Below are 23,875 nucleotides of genomic sequence, written 5' to 3'. Positions count from 1 at the left end.
AGTATGACGAAAATCAAGATTGTGACCGATTCTTCGGCAAATTTAACGGACGCCGAGATCGAAAAGTACGCTATCACCGTGATTCCGTTGTCCGTCATGATCGATGGCACAATTTATATTGAAGATGAAACGATTACGCGTGACGAGTTTATTAGCAAGATGGCAACGGCTAAGTCGTTACCAAAAACGAGTCAACCAGCGTTAGGGACCTTTATTGAAACTTTTGACAAATTGGGCGCCGATGGGTCCAGTGTGGTCTGCATTAATATGCTCGAAGCGATTTCAGGTACCGTGCATACCGCGGAACAAGCCGCTTCAATCACGAAAACCGATGTGACCGTCATTGACGCACGGACGACCGATCGTGCCATGGCGTTTCAAGTTTTGAATGCCGCTAAGCTAGCGGAAACTGGCGCGGATAAACAGGCCGTGATCGAAATGGTACATGCCACTCAAAAGCATACCAAATTATTTATGGGTGTCATGACGTTAAATAATTTAGTGGCTGGTGGCCGCATCAGTCGGTTAACTGGAGCAATTAGTACGTTATTAAACGTCAAAATTGCCTTGGAAGTCGATGATGGGTCGTTGGATGTGAAGATGAAGGGTCGCGGGGTCAAAGCAATTAATAAATTCTTTGATAAAGTGATCGACGAGATTATTCATACGCCAAATGTGGTCGAAGTGGCGATCTCACATGTCGGCGCGACGGAACGGGTCGAAGAATACAAGGCTCGGTTACAGGCCGCGATTCCTAGCTTGAAAGTGAGCGTCCAACCAACGGTGCCGATTATTGCAACACATGGTGGTCCCGGTGCGTTTGCTGTGGAATATCATACACAGACGCCCGTTTAAGACGGAAAATGGCCACCTGTTTCGGCCATAAATATCAGGAAAAACAAGATGAGTCTGGCGTTTTGTCCCAGACTCTCTTTGTTTTAAGTCAACAAACTAAAGGAAGGTTGCTAGAACTGCATGCGAAAAGTATGGGAAGTTGTTAAAATCGTGATTGTCTTAGCAATCGTTGGTGGTGGGGCTTACTTTGGCCTTAATCTTGTTTTACATCCAACGTCGTCAAACTCGACGGCGGTGACCACCAAAAAAACGACCACCAAGACTAAAAAAACGGTTGCTAAACCAAACACAGTTGCACATAAGAAAAAAGTTAGTCTGGTTGCGGTTGGGGATTCATTGACGGAAGGTGTCGGTGATGAAGCTGAGGGTGGCTATGTAGGTCAAATCAAGCAACTTTTGACCAAAAAGCAAGATTTAACGGTCACGACCACCAATGCGGGTAAGTCTGGTGATCGGAGTGATCAAATCCTAGCACGCATCAATAAATCAAAAGCCTTGCAAGCAAAAATTACCGCAGCGGATGTGTTAACCGTTACAGTGGGTGGCAATGATTTATTACAAACGCTGGAAGGGTCAATTACCTCTAATAATACGACTAAAAATGATGCCACGGTAACGCGTGCGCAAAATGCTTACGCGCAAAAGTTGACTAAGTTGTTTGATAAATTGCGCAGCCTGAACCCAAATGCGTCCCTCTTCGTGTTCAGTATTTATAATCCGATCTACGTGAATTTCCCAAATGTCACGGCGATTACGCAGTACGTGAGTCAATGGAATCATCAAACTGAAACGACATTGGCTAGTTATAAACGCGCTTATTTCATGGATATTGACACGGTCATGTCTCACGGGCAATATAAGTCTGCGAGTCAAATCACTAAGCTGAAACAGGCATCGACCAGCACAGATTTGACGAAGATCACGAGTTCTAAGGAATTAGGCACGGCCTTAACGGCGAAATCCAAAGACAACGATCTGATTTCAAACAATGATAATTTTCATCCTAATAAACGTGGGTATCATATTTTTGCAACCAAGCTGTATCAAACCATGCTCGCGCATGATGCTTGGTTGATCAAGAAGTAAGGAGTTAGCAGTATGCGAGAAGCTAAACGGGCCACTAAACAAAAACAGCCCAAAGCTACGGCCAAAAAGCCGCAAGGACCTATTAATTTTTGGAAATGGTTAGCGATCATTTTGCTGGCCTTGATTTTAGGCGGTGGGGCCTATATGGGGACCCAAGTCTTACGGACACCGAGTGAAGCACAAACGGTCACTGCGACCAAGACGGATTCGGCGGCCAGTGTGCCGATCAAAATGAATCGGCAACAATTGAACGCGTTGGCGGCTTATTACTTGGCTGATCTACAGAAAGGTCAAGCCTTGAAGTATAAGTTCGTCGTCCGGGCAGATGCCGCGTACTTGCTCGGCACTACGAAAGTGCTCGGACAAAACGTGTCATTTGTGATCACGATGCAACCGAGTGTCATCAGTAACGGGAACATCTCATTAAAAGCCACCAAATTATCGGTGGGCACGATGTCCTTGCCAATTAGTTTTGTCATCAACTATATCAATAATAATTATAAGATCCCTAAGTGGGTCAAGCTGAGTGCCAAGCATAAGACCATTGATTTATATTTGAATAAATTAGTGGGTAAACATGATGTGCGGTATAGCGTGGATAAGGTCGATTTGACGAATAATCAATTCAACTTTGAAATGCACATTCCCAAAACAGATTAGTGAGGCGAGTTCATGCACAAAACGTTTTATCAATATTTAATGACTCAACGCAATCCTGACAGTACCGAAAGTATTGCCGAGTTTGCGAACAACGCCTTCTTTGACCAACAATTTCCAAAGCAAAGTAAGGATTTTCATGAAGTATCACAGTATTTGGAATTAAATGCCGGCTATTTACCATCAATGACAATCTTTGATGATAGCTGGCAGGCCTATTTGGCGAGTGAAGCCTAAGCCAATTTAGTGAGGAAAGAGGAGTCTGGCATGCCAGAGCAACCAAAGCAAACGGATCCAGCAACAACGGATGACCCAAACGTCAATCCACATTTGAAGTCGAAAAAGCCACGTTCTAAACGACGCGTGGGCCTATGGACTTATATTATTTCGATTATTGTCGCACTAGGTGTCGGCATTGGTGGGACTTATTGGGTCTTGGGTCGCGCGGTCACACAACAGATCAACAGTATGCAACAAACCAGCAGTGCCATGAAGAAGATCCAATCGGTCTATGCAACGATCAGTGATAATTACTATGAACCGGTTAACTCGAACAAGCTTGCTAATGGCGCCATCAATGGGATGGTCAGTTCATTAGGAGATAAATTCTCCGAGTACATGGATAAAAGTGAAACTGAGAGCTTGAATGATACGATCGATAGTTCGTTTTCTGGTATCGGTGCGCAGGTCCAAAAGTCTGGCAGCTATATTCAGATTATTTCACCGATTGCGGATACTCCCGCGAAAAAGGCCGGGTTGAAGCCGAAAGATATTATCAAGAAAGTTAATGGTAAATCAATCGCAGGCAAAACCTTGACGCAAGCCGTGAACTTAATGCGCGGTAAAGTTGGGACCACGGTCTCGTTGGAAATCGAACGAGCTGGCAAGACCTTCACCGTTAATTTGAAACGGGCGAAGATTCCAGTGACGACCGTTGATTACAAAATGGTCGGTGGCGACAAGAAGATCGGTTATGTGACCGTTTCAACCTTCTCGACGAATACCGCCAAGGAATTCAAGACCGCTTTAAAGGCCCTCGATAAAAAAGGTGCCAAGAAGTTGATTATTGATATGCGTGGTAATCCTGGTGGCTTGATGACCGCGGCCTTGAAGATGGCATCGATGTTTGTCAAGAATGGGAAGACCATCATGCAAGTGCAGACACGTGGTGCGCAAGCTGAAAAATATGTAGCTGGTAAGAAATATGATGGTGGCTTCAAGGAAACCAAGCCAACGACCGTCTTAATTGATGGTGGGAGTGCTTCCGCCGCCGAAATTTTCTCAGCTGCTTTGAATCAATCCGCTGGCGTCAAATTAGTTGGCTCACAGTCATACGGTAAAGGGACGGTTCAAACGGTCAGCACCTTTAGCGACAAGACCGAAATGAAGATCACGGTCGCGAAGTGGTTGACACCGAATGGCTCATGGATTAATAAGAAGGGCTTAACCCCTGATGTGAAAGCCGCTGAACCGGATTATGCTAGTTTGACGGTCATCAGTAAACCCGATAATTTAAAAGCTGGCAAGGTCAATGATGATATTAAGACTTTACAACAGTATTTGAAGGCATTGGGTTACTTCAAGGATGACGCTAATGGTTACTTTGGTGGCTCGACCACGGATGCGGTGAAGGCTTATCAGAAACACGCTAAAATTAAGGATAATGGTGAAGTTGACAAGAACACGTTGACTAGGCTGGAAACCGAATTAGCCAACAAGATCGGTGATAATGACAATGCCTATAACGCAGCATTGAAGTTAATGTCGAAATAGGATCAAAGATTGGCTGGAAAGTCGCTCAGGTTAAACTGGGCGGCTTTTTTTAGCCTTGAATAACCTGAACGTCTATTAAGCACACTAATGAGACTAGAATGATGTTCCGGCATAACTGATCGGAAAGAGTCACAGGAGATGTGTTAAAATAGAAATTGCTAATTTGGAAATTAATACGCTGGTTTTAGCTAACAAGTGTGTTGATCTTTCTGAATAGAAAGTGCGCTAACAAAAAAGGGTGTAATGATTCGGAATTGCCGGTAAATTTTGGTCCAGCAGGATGGCCTAAATGTGTCATTGAAAGAGGTTCAGGGACGTGTTGGACATGTGCTTTCTGAAACCACCGCAATGTATACTCATGCAATGAAACTGAATCAAAATAGCTCAGTTACGGCAATTTCAAGGTTTATGGGCGATATTTACTAGGGGGGGTAATATTCAATGATTGTGCCCCCTTGCTGCCCCCTAGACGAAAAATCAGAAAAACAAGGGTGTTGAGACCCTTGATATGAAAGGAATTAAAGCACTATGGCTAATATACAGTGGTATCCAGGACATATGGCAAAAGCGATTCATCAAGTTGAAGATAAGTTACATCTTGTTGACTTAGTCTTTGAACTAGTTGACGCTCGGATTCCAGAATCTTCACGAAATCCGGCCATCGAAAAAGTGATTGCACAAAAACCGCGTTTGGTCATCATGACCAAGAAGGATTTGGCTGATCCGCAAATGACAGCGGCTTGGGTGGCTCATTATGAAGCCCAAGGTCAAGTGGCAATCGCTGTTGATTCAAGGAACCGCAGCACTGCGAAACAAATTACGGAGGCGGCGACGACGATGTTGGCGGATAAGATCGCCAAGATTGAAGCGCGTGGCATTACGAATCGGCCGGTGCGAGCAGTCTGTGTCGGAGTGCCGAATGTTGGTAAATCGACGCTTTTAAATCACATCGTGAATAAGAAAATTGCCCAGGTCGGCGATCGGCCGGGTGTCACTAAGAGCCAGCAATGGCTGAAAGCGTCTAAAAAATTGGAAATGCTCGATACACCAGGGATTTTATGGCCTAAATTTGACGATCAAGTGGTCGGGACGAAATTAGCCGTTACTGGTGCAATCAAAGAAAATATTTATCCTAATGATGATGTGGCTTTGTATGCGCTGACCTTCTTCAAACGGTACTATCCGCAACGCTTGGCTGAACGTTATCATGTTACGGCGGCTCAATTAGCACTGACTGAGCCAGAGTTACTTGTTGCCATGACAAAAAACGTTGGTATGCGTGATGACTGGGAACGGTTCTGTGTGGCCTTCTTACTGGATATTCGTAAAGGTCGCTTAGGCCGTTTTACCTTAGACTTGACGGGCGATGAAGCCGATGTCTGAGTACACAGTCGCTGATTACAAACGCTTATTAGCCGCGGAGCCCAATGAGGACGTTTTAACAGCTGCTAAAGCTGATCCGCGCAAAGGGGTTCAGCAGGCTTATCAGCGCTACTTAAAGCAAGCTGAAAAACAGGCACAACTCTTAGCGCGGTTTAATCAGCATATGCATTTGGAACGAGACTTCTGGCAACATGGTGGGCAGTATGTCGCGGGAATCGATGAAGTCGGCCGCGGTCCTTTAGCTGGTCCGGTCGTCACGGCGGCCGTCGTGTTACCACAAGACTTTCAATTGGTAGAAGTCAATGATTCTAAACAATTGACCGCTGCCAAACGTGCCGAATTAATGCCGAAAATTTTATCAGCGGCAGTGTCAGTGAGCTTAGGCTTGGCGGATGCCCAACAAATCGATCAGTTGAATATTTATGAAGCCACGCGGGTCGCTATGCGCCAAGCAGTGGAAAATTTGACGGTCAAACCAACGTTGTTATTGGTCGATGCGATGCAGATTCCGGTGCCGATTCGGCAGACCCGTTTAATTAAAGGTGATGCCAAAAGTGCCAGCATTTCAGCCGCCAGTATTGTGGCGAAAGTCGCGCGAGATCATTTAATGCAACTCTATGATCAAGTGTATCCTGGTTATGATTTTGCGGACAACATGGGTTATGGCACGGCTAAACACTTGGCCGGTTTAAAGACATTGGGTGTCACCCCAATCCATCGGCATTCTTTTTCACCAGTACGAGACGCAGAATAAAAGCCGTTGCGTAGTTGTTACCTAAAGAGGTGACAACATGCAGTTACGCAGTTTATTAATTCGGCTCCATTTAGCTGAGGGTATTGGCTATGCGGGCATGACCAAAGTTTTACATTTTTGTCTGCGTCACCAGACCGTTTTGACGACGGCCGCTGAGATCAGTCGTGTCGCTAAACTATCCACACGATCGGCGCGCCGTTTTCGAGTGGATTGGCAAAGTGACCGTTTCAATCAGGCCGTTGAGCAACACCGAGAAATCGCGATCTTAACGATCTTAGATGCGGATTATCCATTACCCTTACTGGAGAGCTTTCAGCCTCCCTTGGTCTTATTTATGTGTGGTCAACGGCGATTGCTAGGAACAACGCAGTTAGCGGTCGTGGGTGCTCGGCAGGCGAGTCCCTATGCTGCACGGTGTGTCCAACGCTTGTTGACCCCTTTGGCTGGTCAGGCGGTAACAATCGTGAGTGGTTTGGCACAAGGCACGGATAGTTGTGCTCATCGCCAAGCCCTTAATTTAAATTTAGGCACGATTGCGGTTATCGGGACCGGTCTGGATGTGGTCTATCCACGGGCCAATGTGGCGCTACAAACTCAGGTTAGCCAAGTTGGTTTACTAATTAGTGAATATCCACTGGGGTGTCCCCCGGCGCGCCACCATTTTCCGGAACGTAATCGGATTATTGCCGGGCTGTGCCAAGCGATTTTAGTGGTTGAAGCGCGTGAGCATTCTGGTAGTCTGATCACGGCTAATCTGGCGTTACAAAACAACCGCAATGTCTTGGCGGTCCCCGGACCAATCGATGCGCCGATGTCAGTTGGGTGTAATCAATTGATCTTAGCAGGTGCCAAACCGGTACTAAATTCGCGACATATAATAGAAGAGATTTACCCCAATATTTGACAAGCACAAACTTTTGAAATATGATTACATGGATTTGCAAGTGCAAATGCCCCAAATAATCATGATCAAAAGCGTAAGGAGCTGATCAAGTGGCTGCTAGTAGTACAACCAAAGCCAAGCAGGCGGCAACAAAGAAAACCAGTGCTCGAAAGCCAGCCAAGAAGACCGCGACCAAGCGGCGGACTCGGCAACCGGGCAAAAAATTAGTGATTGTGGAATCACCATCAAAAGCAAAAACGATTGAAAAATATTTAGGCCGTTCTTATAAGGTCGTGGCCAGTTTAGGTCATATTAGAGATTTACCAAAAAGTAAAATGGGTGTCGATGTTGATAATAATTATGACCCCCATTATATTTCGATTCGTGGTAAGGGTGATGTGATCAAGGGATTGCGGAAAGAAGCCAAAAAAGCTAAAGCCGTTTACCTGGCCTCTGACCCGGACCGTGAAGGTGAAGCCATTGCCTGGCATTTATCTTACTTATTAGGCTTAGACACGAAAGCTAAAAACCGTGTGGTCTTCAACGAAATTACGAAAGACACGGTTAAGAACGCCTTCAAAGAACCACGTTCCATCGACATGGACTTGGTGGATGCCCAACAAGCCCGACGAATCTTAGACCGACTCGTTGGTTATTCCATCAGTCCATTGCTCTGGAAGAAAGTCAAAAAAGGTCTTTCAGCCGGACGGGTTCAATCAATCGCGTTAGATTTAATTATTCAGCGTGAAAATGAGATCAAGGCATTTAAGCCGAAAGAATACTGGACGATCGAAAGTGAGTTCAAAAAAGGCCGTTCAAAGTTTATGGCCAGTTTTTATGGGACGCATAACAAGAAACAAGCGTTGGATGATAATCCAGCGGTCCAGAAGATCTTAGGCCAGTTGGATCGGCAAGGCGACTTTAATGTGGTCAAAGTCGTTAAGAAAGAGCGCAAGCGATTCCCAGCACCGCCATTTACCACATCGACCATGCAACAAGATGCGAACCGTAAGTTAAATTACCGCACCCGTAAGACCATGATGGCCGCACAACAATTGTATGAAGGAATTAACGTTGGGGGCAAAGAAGGTAGCGTGGGGTTGATCACCTATATGCGGACCGATTCCACCCGGATCTCGTCGATTGCTAAGCATGAAGCGTCACAGTTCTTGCATAAAGAATATGGTGCTGAATATGCGGCGACTAAGCCGGTTAAAGGTAAGTTGCCAGAAGGCGCTCAGGATGCCCATGAAGCGATTCGGCCGTCATCCGTGTTCCGGACCCCTGCCAGCATCAAAGATTATCTATCTAAGGATCAATTCCGGTTGTATCAATTGATCTGGTCACGGTTCGTTGCGAGCCAGATGACACCGGAAGTCTTAGACACGATGGCGGTCACCATCGACCAAAACGATGTCCAATTCCGGGCGAACGGTTCTAAGACTAAATTTGCTGGGTTCACGAAGATCTATGATAAGACTGAAAAGAACAACGTCTTGCCAGATTTGGTAGAAGGCGATGTGGTCAAGCTCAGTAAAACTGATCCACAACAACATTTCACGCAGCCACCGGCCCGTTATTCTGAAGCAAACTTAATTAAAGCCTTGGAAGAAAACGGCGTTGGCCGGCCATCAACGTATGCGCCAACGTTGGACACCATTCAACGGCGTTACTACGTTAAATTGGAAGCCCGCCGTTTTGTGCCGACCGAGCTTGGTGAGATCGTCAATGACATCATCTTGGAGTACTTCCCGGATGTCGTCAATGTCGGCTTTACCGCTAAATTAGAAGAACAGCTGGATGCGACTGAAGAAGGCCAAGAAGATTGGGTCAAGGTCGTCGATAGTTTCTACCAGCCATTCTCTAAAGAAGTGACGAAGGCCGAAGCCGGGATGGAGAAGATCCAGATCAAAGATGAGCTCGCTGGTTTCAATTGCGAAATCTGTGGGGCCCCAATGGTCGTGAAAATGGGTCGTTATGGGAAGTTTTATGCTTGTTCACGCTTCCCAGATTGTCGCAATACGAAGCCGATCGTTAAAGAGATCGGGGTCGTTTGTCCACAATGTAAAAAGGGCCAAGTCATTGAACGGAAATCCAAGAAGAATCGGATCTTTTACGGTTGTTCACGCTTTCCTGAATGTGACTTTGTTTCTTGGGATAAGCCAATTGGACGGGATTGCCCGAAGGATGGCCACTTCTTAGTTGAGAAGAAGGTCAAGGGTGGGAAACAAGTCCTTTGTCCAAACGGGGATTATAAAGAAAACGTGCAAAAATAAGCGTTAAAGCGTTATTAAGGTTCGGTTAAAAGACCGGCTCTTGGTAACGCTTTTATTTGTATCACGTGGGGATTTCCGGTATGATTAGCGATAAGTACTATCAAGGGTACAGTCAAATGAAAAGAGGAATTCTGGATGGCATCAATACCAACAGTTAATGTTATCGGTGCTGGGCTTGCGGGCTCAGAAGCCGCCTGGCAAATCGCTAACTTGGGTGTCAACGTGCGGCTCTATGAAATGCGGCCGACAAAAATGACCCCAGCACACCATACGCAGCGCTTCGCTGAACTGGTTTGTACGAACTCATTGCGGGCGAACCAACTGAGTAACGCGGCCGGCTTGTTAAAGGCCGAAATGCGTCAATTAGATTCAGTGGTCATCAGTTCAGCCGAACATCACGCTGTTCCGGCTGGTGGCGCGCTAGCCGTTGACCGAGATACTTTTTCACAAGAAATCACCGATCAACTCACGAACTTGCCAAATGTCGAAGTGATCAATGAAGAGATCACAACGATTCCTGAAGGCATCACCGTGGTCGCAACGGGACCATTGACCGCCGCTTCCTTAGCCAAGTCGATCCAGTCCTTTAATGAAGAGGACGACTTGCATTTCTTTGATGCAGCTGCCCCAATCTTAACGAAAGACTCAATTGATCTGGACAAGGTCTACTTGAAGTCTCGTTATGATCGTGGTGAAGCCGCTTATTTGAACTGTCCAATGACCGAAGGGGAATTTGATGTTTTCTATGACGCCCTGATTCACGCCGAAATGGCCGAAGCTCATGATTTTGAAAATTCGGATGTTTTTGAAGGTTGTATGCCAATTGAAGTCATGGCACAACGTGGTCGTCAAACGATGTTGTTTGGGCCATTGAAACCGGTGGGACTGGAAGATCCCAAAACGGGTCGACAACCTTTTGCCGTGGTGCAATTACGTCAGGATGATGCCTCTGGTGAACTCTACAATATTGTTGGTTTCCAGACTCATTTGAAGTGGGGCGAACAAAAGCGCGTTTTCCGGTTGATTCCGGGGCTCGAAAATGTTGAATTTGTCCGCTATGGTGTCATGCATCGTAATACGTTCATGAAGTCGCCTAAACTGTTAGAGCCTACTTATCAGACCAAGCAACGACCAGACCTGTTTTTTGCTGGGCAAATGACCGGGGTCGAAGGCTATATTGAAAGTGCGGCGAGCGGGATCGTGGCCGGGACGAATGCGGCACGCTTAGCATTAGGCTTGACGCCGGTCGTCTTTCCGAAAGACACGATGATGGGCGCGATGGCACAGTATATCACGCATGCCAATGCAACGAACTTTCAACCCATGAATGCGAACTTTGGTATTGTGCCAAAATTAAAGCAGCGTATCCGGGATAAGCGGGAACGTAACACGGCTTTATCTGAACGCGCCTTAGCAGAATTGGCAGTATTTAAAGCAAATGACTTAAATTTGACTAAAGTTGACCAATAATCAAGACACTTAATTGTGTTTTCCTCCAGACTTTGCTAAAGTAGCAACGAATGGAGGTTTTTTTATTGGCAGAAGCTGATTTGGATCTATTTTTAAAATACATTCGCGTTGAGCGTCAGTATTCAGAAGAAACTGCTGAGGCCTACCAAGAAGATATTCAAGCTTTTCATGATTTTTTAGCGGCGAATGGCGGTGTCAAAGCGTATACTGAAGTTGACCATCTGGATGTGAACGTTTACTTGAGTTCGCTGTACGACCGGCATTTAACGCGTAACTCGATTGCCCGTAAAGTTTCCAGTCTGCGGTCATTTTACAATTTTTTGGTCAAAAATGATCTAGCAAAGTTGAATCCGTTTGTCTATGTGCAACTCAAAAAGCATGCTGCTCGTTTACCGCGGTTCTTTTATCAAAAGGAACTCGACGTGCTGTTTCAGACGGTGTATGCGGATGAGTCGGTGATGGGCACACGTAATGCGGCCTTACTGGAAGTTCTTTATGGGACGGGGATTCGTTTGGGTGAATGTGTCAATCTGCAATTAGCGGATATCGACTTTGATCTAAAGATGATGCTGATTCGTGGGAAGGGCGATAAGGAACGGTATGTCCCCTTTGGTCGTTATGCCGCCCACGCGTTACGGCAATATTTTGAAAGCTGTCGTACGCCTATTATGGCCCAATACGAGCAAACTCACACGACGGTCTTTATTAACCGGCGTGGCGGCCCCATTACTGGGAAAGGTATCGAGTACGTGTTGAACCAACTGGTCAAAAAGAGCAGTCTGACCTCGGATATCCATCCACATATGTTGCGGCATACGTTTGCGACGCAAATGCTCAATAACGGGGCCGACTTACGGACCGTGCAAGAGTTACTCGGTCATACGAGTTTGTCGACGACGCAGATCTATGCGCACGTCACTAAGGAACATTTACAACAAGATTATCGAAACTTTTTCCCCCGCGCAACGCGGAAATAATTAAAGGAGCGTTAATATGCCAACAAAATTTGAAGCAACAACGATTTGTGCCGTTCGTCAAAACGGCCATAATGCGATGGCCGGTGATGGCCAAGTCACGATGGGTGAAAAAGTCGTGATGAAAGGCACTGCCCATAAAGTACGACGGATCTATAACGATGAAGTCGTCGTCGGCTTTGCCGGGAGCGTGGCGGATGCCTTCAACCTTGAAGAACGTTTTGAAAAGAAACTAAACGAATTTTCAGGTAACTTGCAACGTTCAGCGGTCGAATTGGCCCAAGAATGGCGCAGTGATCAAGCCTTACAAAAATTGGAAGCTTTACTGATCGTCATGAATAAAGATGAAATGCTATTGGTTTCTGGGAGTGGTGAAGTCATTAGTCCCGATAACGACGTGCTCGCGATTGGTTCCGGGGGTAATTTTGCCTTAGCCGCAGCCCGCGGGATGCAACTACATGCAAAAGAAATGAGTGCGAAAGAAATTGCTGAAGCCGCGATTAACATTGCCGGAGATATCGATATCTTCACCAACCACAATGTTATTTCAGAAGCCTTATAGAAAAAGGAGCACAGCTAATGGAAATGATTAATAAGACCCCTAAACAGATCGTTGCGGACCTGGATAATTATGTTATCGGTCAAGGTGACGCTAAGAAAGCTGTAGCGATTGCGTTGCGGAACCGGTATCGGCGGATGGAATTGTCTGCGGAGATGCAAGAAGAGATTACCCCGAAAAACATGTTAATGATCGGACCAACCGGGGTCGGGAAAACTGAGATTGCGCGGCGATTAGCCAAAATCGTACAAGCACCTTTTGTAAAGGTCGAAGCGACGAAGTTTACCGAAGTCGGTTATGTTGGTCGTGATGTGGAATCCATGGTACGTGACTTGGTCGACGTGTCGATTGAAATGGAAAAAGAGCAGGCTTATTCAGGGGTACGGTCATCGGCCGTTCGCGAAGCCGACAAACGACTCGTGAAGTTGTTAGTTCCTGCACAGAAGAAGCAGAGCAAGTCTAACGGTAACGACTTCCAAAACATGATGAGCATGCTGACACAGATGCAACAAAGTGGTCAGATGCCGAATAACCCGGCAAATGATAACGAAGAAGTGACGGATGATATTCGTAATTCACGATTATCGGTGGCGGATCAATTGAAGAATGGCTTACTGGAAGATTCAGAGGTCACGATTGAAATGGATGATCCCCAACAAAAAGCTGCTGGCAACAATAATATGTTAGGCCAGATGGGCATCGACTTAGGGGATACCCTTGGTCAGATCATGCCTAAGAAACGGATTCAACGCACCATGTCAGTCGCAGAAGCGCGTGAGATCTTAGTCAAAGAAGAATCCGAAAAGTTAGTCAATAATGCGGATATTTATCATGATGCGATCGTACGAGCAGAAAATACCGGGATCATTTTCATCGATGAAATTGATAAGATCACGGCTGGCGGGCAACAAAACTCTGGTGAAGTTTCTCGTGAAGGGGTTCAACGCGATATTTTACCAATTGTTGAAGGCTCACAAATTTCGACTAAGTATGGTCCCATCAACACAGATCACATCTTGTTTATCGCGTCTGGGGCGTTTGCCGAAAGCAAGCCAAGTGATTTGATTGCTGAATTACAAGGCCGCTTTCCAATTCGGGTTGAACTAGATGATTTGACTAAAGAAGATTTCGTGAAGATTTTGACGGAACCTAAGAATGCGTTGATTAAACAGTATATCGCTTTAATCGGAACGGATAATATCAAAGTCACGTTTACGATCGAAGCCGTCGAAGCGATTGCTGGAATTGCTTATAAGGTCAACCATGAAACCCAAAACATCGGCGCACGGCGGTTACATACCGTGCTCGAAAAGTTATTGGAAGAATTATTGTATGAAGGTCCCGACATGGAAATGGGCGAGGTCACGATTACCGAGAATTACGTCAACGAACGCATTGGAAACATTGCTAAGGATAAAGATCTAAGTCGTTATATTCTCTAATAAAATCAAAGGAGTCAGGGTGCATGACAGTTGAATTAAAAAATGAGGCGCTAACGGTCAAAATCAATGAGGCCGGAGCAGAACTCAGTAGTGTGAAATCCGCGGATGGTATCGAGTACATGTGGCAAGCAGATCCAAAATTTTGGGGACGCCACGCGCCAGTATTGTTCCCAATCGTAGGCCGGCTAAAGGATGACCAATTTACGGTCGCTGGTCAAAGTTATCATATGGGACAACATGGTTTTGCACGCGATCATGATTTTCGGGTCGTAAGTCAAACCGCTACAACAGCGACTTTAGAATTAGCCGATAGCAGTGAAACTCGGACGATTTACCCATTTGCCTTTCGCTTACGGCTCATCTATACCTTGTCTGGTCATGATTTGACGGTCGGTTATGAAGTGCATAATCCAGCGAACCACGAATTGCTGTTCTCCATCGGTGGTCATCCGGCGTTTAACGTGCCATTAGGGTCGGCTACTGGGTCTTTGACCGATTACCAGCTCACAGTTAATCCTGGGCAAAAGTATCAACACATCCCATTACAGACGCCATATAATGACATTGAGCATGCGACGACGTTGGATCTGACAAAGCCATTACCATTGACGCGTGACTTCTTTAAGGATGATGCGGTGATCTTAGGCTTGAAACAAGCACAGACGACCTTAAAATTGAGCTCTCAGTTGAATACTCATGGGGTCGCTATGACGATCACGGATGCCCCATACGTCGGCATGTGGTCACCATATCCCGCGGATGCGCCATTCGTTTGTCTAGAACCTTGGTGGGGGATTGCGGATAATGTGGCCCATGATGGTCAATTGAGTCATAAGATGGGCATCAACCATTTAGCTGCCAACCAAACGTTTAATGCCCATTACGTGGTTAATTTCTTCTAGTCCTAAATTTTTTCAAAAGAGTTGCTTGCTGATTTTGGCTGGTGGCTCTTTTTTGATGGTGTAATGTCAGTTTGAATAGTGTAGTTGTAATTTGTTACTTTAACTAAAAGCCAAACAAACCTAACCCAAAACCACCACAGTCTAGCAAATCACTGGTCATTAGGCCATAAAAATAGCCCCCATGTCATCCAGGCGGCTACTTTTATTAACGATGTTTTGCTTGATAACGACGCCAACCGAGACCAAAGTGGACTAAGGATTCTGTGCCTGCTTTGATCCTAACGATGTTTGCGCGGTGACGGTAGAAAATGAAAATGGTCAAGACAACTGCAACAACCGATAAAATCCAATCTTGGTAGTAAAAAATGGCGATTAAACTAACGAGTGTCAGGGAAGTCATGCTGGCAACACTGACCATACTCGTCAGATAAACTAGTGTGAACATAATCGCACTAGCAATCAAGAAGAATTGCCAATTGTAGGCCAACAAGATCCCAGCACTGGTCGCGACCGCCTTGCCACCTTTGAAACCAATAAAGATTGAGAAGGTGTGTCCAAGAATTGCCGCTAAACCAATTAAAAGTGCGTTAACCGGTAAATGGAAGATGGCGGGTTGGGCGGCCGCTAACGTTCCTTTCAAAATGTCCATCACCATGACGATCGTGCCGGCGGTCGGGCCTAAGACTCGGTACGTATTAGTGGTGCCGATATTCCCACTCCCAGCTTGTCGAATGTCTGTATGAAAGAACAGTTTGCCAATGATGACCCCCGAAGGAATCGCGCCTAAAAAGTAGGCGACAATCAGCATAAGTATGATTTCCACAATTGAAGCCTCCTGCAATAGAGTCAAACAATATTTTAGCATGCTTTGTCTGTTGATGGGGAAATTTTTACCGAAAAGTTTGGGTTGACAAGTTAAGCCATCAATCATTACAATGTAGTGAACGTATGTTCGTAATAAATTGGAAGTGTTTCTAATGTTAAAAAAGTTTAATTTGGTTTAAATTTATTCGAAGTGGCGCTTAAAAGTCGTCTCTGGGACATTAAAAAGTAAAAAAGATACAGAATTTATAATTTGCTGTGCTATAATTTAATCTGCATGACTTTGGTTAGCGTTGTCAAGCCCGAAAACTGGGCGATGTAACGCTAGATAGTCAGTAATTGGTTATGACCAGAAACACGAAGGAGCAATTCATGAATGGCTAAAAAAGGACTAAAATATGATGATTCTTCAATCCAAGTGCTCGAAGGATTGGAAGCTGTTCGTAAACGACCTGGGATGTATATTGGGTCGACGGACGGTCGCGGATTGCACCATCTTGTTTACGAAATCGTGGACAATGCGGTCGATGAAGCGCTAGCAGGATTTGGGAAAGAAATCAATGTTATTATTCACGCGGATAACAGCATCACCGTGGTCGATCATGGTCGTGGGATGCCTGTTGGGATGCATGCTTCTGGCATTCCGACCCCCGAAGTCATTTTGACGGTTTTACATGCTGGTGGGAAGTTTGGCCAGGGTGGTTATAAAACCTCTGGTGGCTTGCATGGTGTTGGCGCGAGTGTGGTTAATGCGTTATCGACCGAATTAACGGTAACGATTATTCGTGATGGTTATCGGTATCAAGAAAAATTTAAAAATGGTGGTCAACCAGTTGGCACCTTAGAGAAAAAAGGTAAGACGAACAAACCAACCGGGACAACTTTAACGTTTAAACCGGACGCCAGTATCTTTACGACGACCGTTTATAACTTCCAAACGTTATCAGAACGATTACGTGAATCAGCTTTCTTACTCAAGGGCGTTAAAATCACGCTAACAGACGAACGAGAAGGTCAGGAACAAGAAGAAGTCTTCCATTATGAAGAAGGCATCAAGGAGTTTGTGACCTATCTCAACGAAGACAAAGATACCCTTGGCGATGTTATGTTCTTTGATGGCATGAAGGAAGGCGTCGAAGTTGAAGTTGCCGCGCAATATAACGATGGTTACTCTGAAAACTTACTTTCTTTTGTGAATAATGTGCGAACGCCAGATGGTGGGACACATGAAGCAGGTTTCCGGAGCGCTTGGACAAAAGCTTTCAATGAATACGCGCGTAAGGTTGGCTTATTGAAAGAAAAGGACAAGAACCTTGAAGGGTCCGATGTTCGTGAAGGACTTTCAGCAGTAATTTCATTGCGGATTCCAGAAAATTTATTGCAATTTGAAGGCCAAACGAAGGAAAAACTGGGGACGCCAGAGGCACGGACGATTGTAGATAGCGTTGTCAGCGAACAATTACAATTTTTCTTAATGGAAAATGGTGAATTTGCTCAAATGCTGATTCGAAAGTCAACCAAGGCTCGCCAGGCACGTGAAGCGGCGCGCAAGGCTCGTGATGAGAGTCGGAATGGTAAACGGAAGCATAAGCAAGAACGTTTGCTATCCGGTAAATTGACGCCAGCCCAGTCGAAGAACGCCAAGCGTAATGAACTATTCCTAGTCGAAGGGGATTCTGCCGGTGGCTCAGCTAAACAGGGTCGTGATCGTAAATTCCAAGCTATTTTGCCATTACGTGGGAAAGTCTTGAATACTGAAAAGGCTAAATTACAAGACATTGTCAAAAATGAAGAAATTAATACCATGATTTATACCATTGGTGCCGGTGTCGGTTCTGAATTTGATATTAAATCCAGTAATTACGACAAAGTCATTATTATGACTGATGCGGATACTGATGGTGCGCATATTCAAATTCTGTTATTGACTTTCTTCTATAAATATATGCGGCCGATGATCGACGCTGGTAAGATCTATATTGCTTTGCCACCATTGTATCGTTTGCAGAAAAAGCAAGGCAAGCAACTGCGGACTGAATATGCTTGGACTGATGAAGAGCTTGAGTTGCGGACCAAGACTTTTGGTAAAGGTTATGCGTTGCAACGATACAAAGGGCTTGGTGAAATGAACGCGGAACAGCTTTGGGAAACCACGATGGATCCAGAAAAGCGGACCTTGGTACGTGTTCGCATCGATGATGCAGCGTTGGCTGAAAAACGGGTCACAACTTTAATGGGTGACAAGGTTGAACCACGCCGTAAATGGATTGAAAGTAATGTTCAATTTAGTCTGGATGAAGACGGGTCATTGCTAGACAATCAAGCGCTCAGTTCAGCACATGAAAAGGCTGACGAAGAGTTGGCGCAACAATTGAAGCAATAAGGAGGCCGTAAAATGACAGTTGAACAACCAAAAATCCAGGAATTAACGCTGGAAGATGTCATGGGCGACCGCTTTGGCCGCTATTCAAAATACATTATTCAAGAACGGGCGTTACCAGATATTCGTGACGGTCTCAAACCGGTTCAACGACGAATTTTGTATGCCATGAATCAAGATGGCAACACTTACGACAAGGCTTTTCGGAAGTCTGCTAAGTCAGTCGGAAATGTCATGGGTAATTTTCATCCTCATGGGGATTCTTCGATTTATGAAGCGATGGTCCGTCTGAGTCAGGATTGGAAACTCCGGGAACCGCTCATTGAAATGCACGGGAACAATGGCTCCATGGATGGCGATCCGGCCGCTGCGATGCGTTACACCGAAGCGCGTTTAAGTAAAATTGCCGGTGAAATGTTACAGGACATTGATAAAAAGACTGTTGATATGGTCTTAAACTTTGATGACACCGAATATGAACCAACCGTGTTGCCAGCACGTTTTCCAAATTTACTCGTTAATGGTGCGACCGGGATTTCAGCCGGATATGCAACGGAGATTCCGCCGCATAATTTAAGTGAAGTCATTGACGCAGTCCTATACTTGATGAATCATCCTAAAGCCGAATTAGCGGATCTGATGGATTTCGTCAAAGGACCAGACTTTCCCACCGGTGGGATTATCCAAGGTATTGACGGCATTAAGAAAGCCTATGAAACGGGTCGTGGTCGGATCGTCGTCCGGTCACGAACACAGATTGTGCCGATTAAGGGTAATAAATCGCAAATTGAAGTTTCAGAGATTCCCTATGAAGTGAATAAGGCCCAACTTGTCAAAAAGATGGACGAAATTCGCATCATGAAAAAGATTGAAGGTATTGCGGAAGTTCGGGATGAAAGTGACCGTAAAGGGTTGTCGATCGTCATTGAACTGAAACGTGATGTAAACGCTGAAGGAATCTTGAATTACCTTTTCAAGAATACTGATCTGCAGATTACGTATAATTTCAACATGGTTGCGATTTATCATCAACGTCCAGAACATGTTGGCTTGAAGACGATTATTGGCGCTTATTTGGAACATCAGCGTGACGTGATCACCCGGCGGACGCAATTTAATTTGCAAAAGGCTGCTGATCGTCAGCATATTGTCCAAGGGCTAATTAAGGCCATGTCGATTTTGGATCAAGTGATTGCGACGATTCGTGGTAGCAAGGACAAAAAAGATGCCAAAGCCAATTTAGTGACTAAGTTTGACTTCTCAGAACTTCAAGCTGAAGCCATCGTCACCATGCAATTGTATCGGTTGACCAATACCGATGTGACCCAGTTGGAAAAAGAGGCGGCTGAGTTGGCCAAAGCGATTCAACTTTATCAACTTATCTTGGCCGAACCTAAAGAATTGGATAAAGTTTTGCGTCGCGAGTTAAAAGCGATTCAAAAGGCTTATCCAAGCAAGCGATTTACTGAAATTCAATCAGAAGTCCAAGAATTGAAGATTGATACCGAAGTCGTAGTACCACAAGAAGACGTGGTCGTGATGATTAGTCATGATGGCTACATCAAACGGACCAGTTTGCGCTCATATAGCGCCTCTGATACTAACGATAATGGTTTGAAGGATGAGGATTTCCCAATTTATTTGGCGAAAAACAATACGCTGGAGCATCTGTTGATGTTCACCAACTTAGGCCATTTGATTTATCGGCCGGTTTATGAGATTGCGGACGCGAAGTGGAAAGATACCGGTGAGCATATTTCGCAAACCATTGGCCTAGCCGCCGATGAGCGCATTACTTGGGTCTTCAGTTTTGCTGACCTAAAGGCAACTGGTAAATTCTTGGTTGCGACGAATGATGGCTATGTCAAGCAGACTGATTTTACAGATTACACTCCTGGACGGACTTATAAGACTCGTGCCAGTCAGTTTATCAAATTAAAGTCGGCTACCTCACAAGTGGTCACAGTTAATTATTTACCAGTCGTGCCAACTGGGACGCTTGTTTTGGTCACGCAACATGGTTATGGGTTGCGCTATGATCTCAGTGAAGTGCCAACAGTCGGGGCGAAGGCTGTCGGCGTCAAGTCCATGGATTTACGTGATGATTTGATTGTCCGCGCAACGATTGCCAACGACAATGATTTACTAGCGATGATTACGCAACGTGGGTCATTCAAGCAAATGAAAGTGCGTGATATTCCAGTTACTAGTCGTGCTCGTCGTGGGGTGCAGGTCTTGCGTGAGCTGAAGACCAATCCACATCGAGTTGCGGATTATGTTTTGATTGGTGCTGATCAGACGGGAGTTGCCCTAGAAGTATTAACCGATCGTATGAAACAACATTCGATTTTAAGCGATGACCATCCAGTTAGCGCCCGCTATTCAAATGGGTCATTTGTTGTGGATACCGATACTGAAGGGACGCCAATTGCGATTCAGATTCATCCAATTCCGTTGACGGTTTAAAAATATTGGCACAACGCTTGCAAGGTTTTCAGCATTAGCTTACTATGAATTTAGACGCAAAATAATCGCTTAATAATTAGTTAAGGTTTATTTACCGATAACAATCGCTTGCTTTAGAATCTAATCTTGTATATATTATAGATATCATAAGATGAAGATAAGACGAAAGGATCAGGTAAAATTCATGAAAACAACTCAAGAAAGTATTTTTTCTTCTAAAACATTAACTTATTTCTTGCAATTAGCTGAAACAATGAATTATACGCAGGCTGCTCAGATTTTAGGCATTACTCAACCCGCGCTGACACAACAGATTAAAAAATTGGAACGCACGGTTGGGGCGCCATTATTCTATTCCGTTGGGAAAAAGTTACGGTTATCCGATGCTGGTTACACTATGTTAAATGCGACGCACAATATTTATGATGTGTTGAATAAAGCAACAGATGAGATTCAACAAACGACCAGTGCGACACAAGGATCAATTAACATTGGGATTTTAGCTTCCATCGAAGACCATGTCTTTGAAGATTTTGCCATCAAGTATTATGAGGCTAACCCGAACGTCGTCATTTCTTTCCATATGTTAACACGGAAGGAAATTTGGGAACGTTTGGAAAATAACCGTATTGATTTGGCAGTCATGTATTTACCAGATGAAAGCATTAAGAACTGGAAGCCTTATCAATCGAAGCGGATTGTCCAGGAAGATTTGCTATTCATTACCAGTGATCCTAAACAAGCAAAAAAGAAGCGTATCAAGTTTAAGGACACGACCAGTGAACCTTGGGTCATGTATCCTGAAAACTACTATTTGGATCAAGTCATCAAGGAGTCATATAAGAATCAGCTTGCTGATTTACCGACACCGATTGCACGTTTCACGACACCACAGCAGATTTATCGCTTCGTTGCTGCAACTGGGACGAATACGGCCTTGCCAAATTCATTCATGGTTGCGAATCCAGCCAATGATAATCTCAATACGGTTTCGTTTGAACCAGCAATCAAATTTGATTTGAATTTCGTCTTCCGTAAGGATAAGGATCAGATTCCACGTATCAAGAACTTCTTGGATGAATTTGATAATTACTTGCGTAAAGAAGACTACATCTCACGGTTACAAAAAATTAATCAAAAATAAGAACTAAAGGAGTTTTTCGCTAATGAGTAAGGAATTAATTTTTGGTCATCAAAGTCCTGACACCGACGCAATTGTGGCGGCCAAAGCATTATCATATTTGGAAAACAAACTAGGTAAAGACACTGAAGCAGTTGCTTTAGGCAAGCCAAACGAAGAAACACAATTCGTTTTGAACCACTTTAATGAACCCGCACCACGGGTCATCACTAAAGCGGCGCCAGAAGTTGACTCAGTCATGCTTGTGGATCATAACGAACCACAACAAAGTGTCAGTGATATCGCTGACGTGACGGTTACGACGGTGGTTGATCATCACCGAATCGATAACTTTAATACGGCCCAACCATTGTTCTACCGGGCTGAACCACTTGGCTGCTGCAGCACCGTGATTTACAAGATGTTCAAAGAAAACAAAGTTGAAATTCCTGCTAAATTAGCTGGTTTGATGTTATCAGCCATTATTTCTGACACCTTATTATTGAAGTCACCAACCACGACGGCAACTGATGTCGCAGTAGTTAAAGACTTAGCAAAAATTGCCGATGTTGACTACGAAACATACGGCTTAGAAATGCTTAAAGCTGGGACGAACTTGGCAAGCAAGAGCGAAAAAGAATTGCTTGATGCTGATGCTAAATCATTCGAATTGAATGGCTCAACCGTTCGTGTTGCCCAAATCAATACGGTTGATTTGCCAGAAGTCTTCGACCGTCAAGACGCTTTAGAAGCCGCTGCCAAGGCTGAAAACGCTGCTGAAGGTTATGACTTGTTTTTGATCTTGGCTACCAATATCTTGGACAGCAACTCAGAATTATTAGTGGTCGGCGAACCAACTGCACCCGTTGAAAAAGCCTTTGGTAAGAAGCTTGAAAATCATCGTTTAAGTTTACCAGGCGTGGTTTCACGTAAGAAGCAAGTTGTCCCACCATTAACTGAGGCTTTTAACGCTTAAATTAATTTTGAAAAGACATCCAATTTGGGTGTCTTTTTTTGCTATCATAAGCAAAATGATTGTGTTAACGCTAAAGTAGCGTAAGATAAATCATGTAGATTGTGTACAATCCATTTAAAGAGAGGACTGATTAGAGATGGATAAGGCTGAATTAAAGAAAAAATTAACTGCCGAACAGTATGCGGTCACGCAAACGGGAGCGACTGAACGCCCGTTTACCGGAAAATACGATAATTTTTATGAAGCTGGCTTGTACGTCGATATCGTTAGTGGTGAACCACTATTTACCTCATTGGATAAATATGACGCAGGTTGTGGCTGGCCATCTTTCACAAAACCCGTTCAGCCATCGCAGCTAAGCCAACATGATGATGATAGTTATGGCATGCATCGAACGGAAGTATTGAGTCAGAAGGCTCAGTCACACTTAGGACATGTTTTCACTGATGGTCCACGAGACCAGGGCGGCTTACGTTATTGTATTAATTCAGCGGCCTTGAAGTTTATTCCAGTTTCAGAGTTGGCTGTAGCCGGATATGGTCAATACCAATCATTATTTAAATGAAGGAGTGATTTAGAATGGCAAAGGCAATTTTTGCAGGTGGTTGTTTCTGGTGCATGGTGAAGCCATTTGACAGCTTACCAGGAATTGAAAAGGTCGTTTCGGGATACACCGGCGGTACGGTGCCTAATCCAACTTACGAGCAAGTGGCTAGTCATATGACCGGCCACACGGAAGCGGTTGAAATTACTTATGATCCGACCGTGATCACGTATGCGGCGTTAGTTGAAATCTATTGGCGTCAGACTGATCCAACTGATGCCATGGGCCAATTTCAAGACCGCGGTGACTCGTATCGACCCGTAATCTTTGTTTCTAATGACGCCGAACGTAAAATAGCGACGGACTCTAAGGCTAAACTGGCAGCCAGTGGCCGCTTCGAGGCACCAATTGTGACTCAGATTGAAACGACGCAACCATTTTACCCAGCTGAAGCTGAGCATCAAGACTTTTATCGCCGGAACCCATTACGTTATCAAATTGAAGAAATGGGTGGCCGTAGCAAGTTCATTAAAGAAAAATGGCAAGCCTAACA

At 44.8% G+C, this 23,875-nt stretch carries 21 protein-coding genes; 20 read left to right on the top strand and 1 reads right to left on the bottom strand.

Annotated features, from left to right (window positions below; genetic code table 11):
- Nucleotides 1–3: 3 nt before the first annotated feature.
- From RA086_RS07265 to RA086_RS07200, 14 genes are all read left to right on the top strand, one after another.
- Nucleotides 4–855, top strand: a complete 852-nt coding sequence (locus tag RA086_RS07265) for a DegV family protein (RefSeq protein ID WP_308703174.1) — start codon at nucleotides 4–6, stop codon at nucleotides 853–855.
- A 120-nt stretch (nucleotides 856–975) separates the two neighbouring features.
- Complete coding sequence (locus tag RA086_RS07260) at nucleotides 976–1,941, top strand: SGNH/GDSL hydrolase family protein (protein ID WP_308703173.1); 966 nt, start codon at nucleotides 976–978, stop codon at nucleotides 1,939–1,941.
- Between the two features lie 12 nt (nucleotides 1,942–1,953).
- Nucleotides 1,954–2,601, top strand: coding sequence for a YpmS family protein (locus tag RA086_RS07255; RefSeq protein WP_308703172.1), 648 nt, complete (start codon nucleotides 1,954–1,956; stop codon nucleotides 2,599–2,601).
- 12 nt (nucleotides 2,602–2,613) lie between these two features.
- Nucleotides 2,614–2,835 carry a YozE family protein gene (locus RA086_RS07250; RefSeq protein ID WP_308703171.1) on the top strand — a complete coding sequence of 74 codons (222 nt, stop codon included), beginning with the start codon at nucleotides 2,614–2,616 and terminating at the stop codon, nucleotides 2,833–2,835.
- Nucleotides 2,836–2,865: 30 nt separating this feature from the next.
- Complete coding sequence (locus tag RA086_RS07245) at nucleotides 2,866–4,371, top strand: S41 family peptidase (RefSeq protein ID WP_308703170.1); 1,506 nt, start codon at nucleotides 2,866–2,868, stop codon at nucleotides 4,369–4,371.
- Nucleotides 4,372–4,899: 528 nt separating this feature from the next.
- Nucleotides 4,900–5,754 carry a ribosome biogenesis GTPase YlqF gene (gene ylqF, locus RA086_RS07240; RefSeq protein ID WP_308703169.1) on the top strand — a complete coding sequence of 285 codons (855 nt, stop codon included), beginning with the start codon at nucleotides 4,900–4,902 and terminating at the stop codon, nucleotides 5,752–5,754.
- Nucleotides 5,747–6,508: a ribonuclease HII gene (locus tag RA086_RS07235; protein ID WP_308703168.1), complete on the top strand. Its 762-nt coding sequence runs from the start codon at nucleotides 5,747–5,749 to the stop codon at nucleotides 6,506–6,508. Before ylqF ends, RA086_RS07235 begins: the two co-directional genes overlap by 8 nt.
- Before the next feature lie 37 nt (nucleotides 6,509–6,545).
- The gene (gene dprA / locus RA086_RS07230; protein ID WP_308703167.1) at nucleotides 6,546–7,412 is read left to right on the top strand and encodes a DNA-processing protein DprA; all 867 of its coding nucleotides are present in this window, start codon (nucleotides 6,546–6,548) and stop codon (nucleotides 7,410–7,412) included.
- A gap of 89 nt (nucleotides 7,413–7,501) precedes the next feature.
- Complete coding sequence (gene topA / locus RA086_RS07225; protein WP_308703166.1) at nucleotides 7,502–9,667, top strand: type I DNA topoisomerase; 2,166 nt, start codon at nucleotides 7,502–7,504, stop codon at nucleotides 9,665–9,667.
- Between the two features lie 135 nt (nucleotides 9,668–9,802).
- The gene (gene trmFO / locus RA086_RS07220) at nucleotides 9,803–11,137 is read left to right on the top strand and encodes an FADH(2)-oxidizing methylenetetrahydrofolate--tRNA-(uracil(54)-C(5))-methyltransferase TrmFO (protein ID WP_308703165.1); all 1,335 of its coding nucleotides are present in this window, start codon (nucleotides 9,803–9,805) and stop codon (nucleotides 11,135–11,137) included.
- A gap of 50 nt (nucleotides 11,138–11,187) precedes the next feature.
- Nucleotides 11,188–12,114 (top strand): tyrosine recombinase XerC, encoded by a 927-nt coding sequence (xerC, locus tag RA086_RS07215; protein WP_407659055.1) that lies wholly within the window; start codon nucleotides 11,188–11,190, stop codon nucleotides 12,112–12,114.
- Nucleotides 12,115–12,130: 16 nt separating this feature from the next.
- Nucleotides 12,131–12,673 carry an HslVU peptidase proteolytic subunit gene (gene hslV, locus RA086_RS07210; protein WP_308703163.1) on the top strand — a complete coding sequence of 181 codons (543 nt, stop codon included), beginning with the start codon at nucleotides 12,131–12,133 and terminating at the stop codon, nucleotides 12,671–12,673.
- Nucleotides 12,674–12,690: 17 nt separating this feature from the next.
- Nucleotides 12,691–14,112 carry an ATP-dependent protease ATPase subunit HslU gene (gene hslU, locus RA086_RS07205; RefSeq protein WP_308703162.1) on the top strand — a complete coding sequence of 474 codons (1,422 nt, stop codon included), beginning with the start codon at nucleotides 12,691–12,693 and terminating at the stop codon, nucleotides 14,110–14,112.
- 23 nt (nucleotides 14,113–14,135) lie between these two features.
- Nucleotides 14,136–15,014: an aldose 1-epimerase family protein gene (locus RA086_RS07200; protein ID WP_308703161.1), complete on the top strand. Its 879-nt coding sequence runs from the start codon at nucleotides 14,136–14,138 to the stop codon at nucleotides 15,012–15,014.
- A gap of 205 nt (nucleotides 15,015–15,219) precedes the next feature.
- On the opposite strand, the gene plsY is transcribed toward RA086_RS07200, so the two are convergent.
- Nucleotides 15,220–15,837 carry a glycerol-3-phosphate 1-O-acyltransferase PlsY gene (gene plsY, locus RA086_RS07195; protein WP_308703160.1) on the bottom strand — a complete coding sequence of 206 codons (618 nt, stop codon included), beginning with the start codon at nucleotides 15,835–15,837 and terminating at the stop codon, nucleotides 15,220–15,222.
- 375 nt (nucleotides 15,838–16,212) lie between these two features.
- Between plsY and parE the strand changes: the two genes are divergently transcribed.
- From parE to msrA, 6 genes are all read left to right on the top strand, one after another.
- A complete protein-coding gene (parE, locus tag RA086_RS07190; RefSeq protein WP_308703159.1) occupies nucleotides 16,213–18,219 on the top strand; it encodes a DNA topoisomerase IV subunit B in 2,007 nt (668 codons plus the stop codon).
- A 12-nt stretch (nucleotides 18,220–18,231) separates the two neighbouring features.
- On the top strand, nucleotides 18,232–20,682 hold the full coding sequence (gene parC, locus RA086_RS07185; protein WP_308703158.1) for a DNA topoisomerase IV subunit A: 2,451 nt from the start codon (nucleotides 18,232–18,234) through the stop codon (nucleotides 20,680–20,682).
- A gap of 184 nt (nucleotides 20,683–20,866) precedes the next feature.
- Entirely contained in the window at nucleotides 20,867–21,826 is a 960-nt protein-coding gene (locus RA086_RS07180; RefSeq protein WP_308703157.1) for a LysR family transcriptional regulator, read from the top strand.
- 22 nt (nucleotides 21,827–21,848) lie between these two features.
- The gene (locus RA086_RS07175) at nucleotides 21,849–22,778 is read left to right on the top strand and encodes a manganese-dependent inorganic pyrophosphatase (RefSeq protein ID WP_308703156.1); all 930 of its coding nucleotides are present in this window, start codon (nucleotides 21,849–21,851) and stop codon (nucleotides 22,776–22,778) included.
- Nucleotides 22,779–22,914: 136 nt separating this feature from the next.
- Complete coding sequence (msrB, locus tag RA086_RS07170; RefSeq protein ID WP_308703155.1) at nucleotides 22,915–23,343, top strand: peptide-methionine (R)-S-oxide reductase MsrB; 429 nt, start codon at nucleotides 22,915–22,917, stop codon at nucleotides 23,341–23,343.
- A 14-nt stretch (nucleotides 23,344–23,357) separates the two neighbouring features.
- Nucleotides 23,358–23,873, top strand: coding sequence for a peptide-methionine (S)-S-oxide reductase MsrA (gene msrA, locus RA086_RS07165; protein ID WP_308703154.1), 516 nt, complete (start codon nucleotides 23,358–23,360; stop codon nucleotides 23,871–23,873).
- The last annotated feature ends 2 nt before the right edge of the window (nucleotides 23,874–23,875 follow it).

This window comes from Lactiplantibacillus brownii, from assembly GCF_031085375.1.
Classification (GTDB): domain Bacteria; phylum Bacillota; class Bacilli; order Lactobacillales; family Lactobacillaceae; genus Lactiplantibacillus; species Lactiplantibacillus brownii.
Note: the sequence above shows the minus strand (reverse complement) of the source record. Positions and strands in the feature narration are given on the sequence as shown.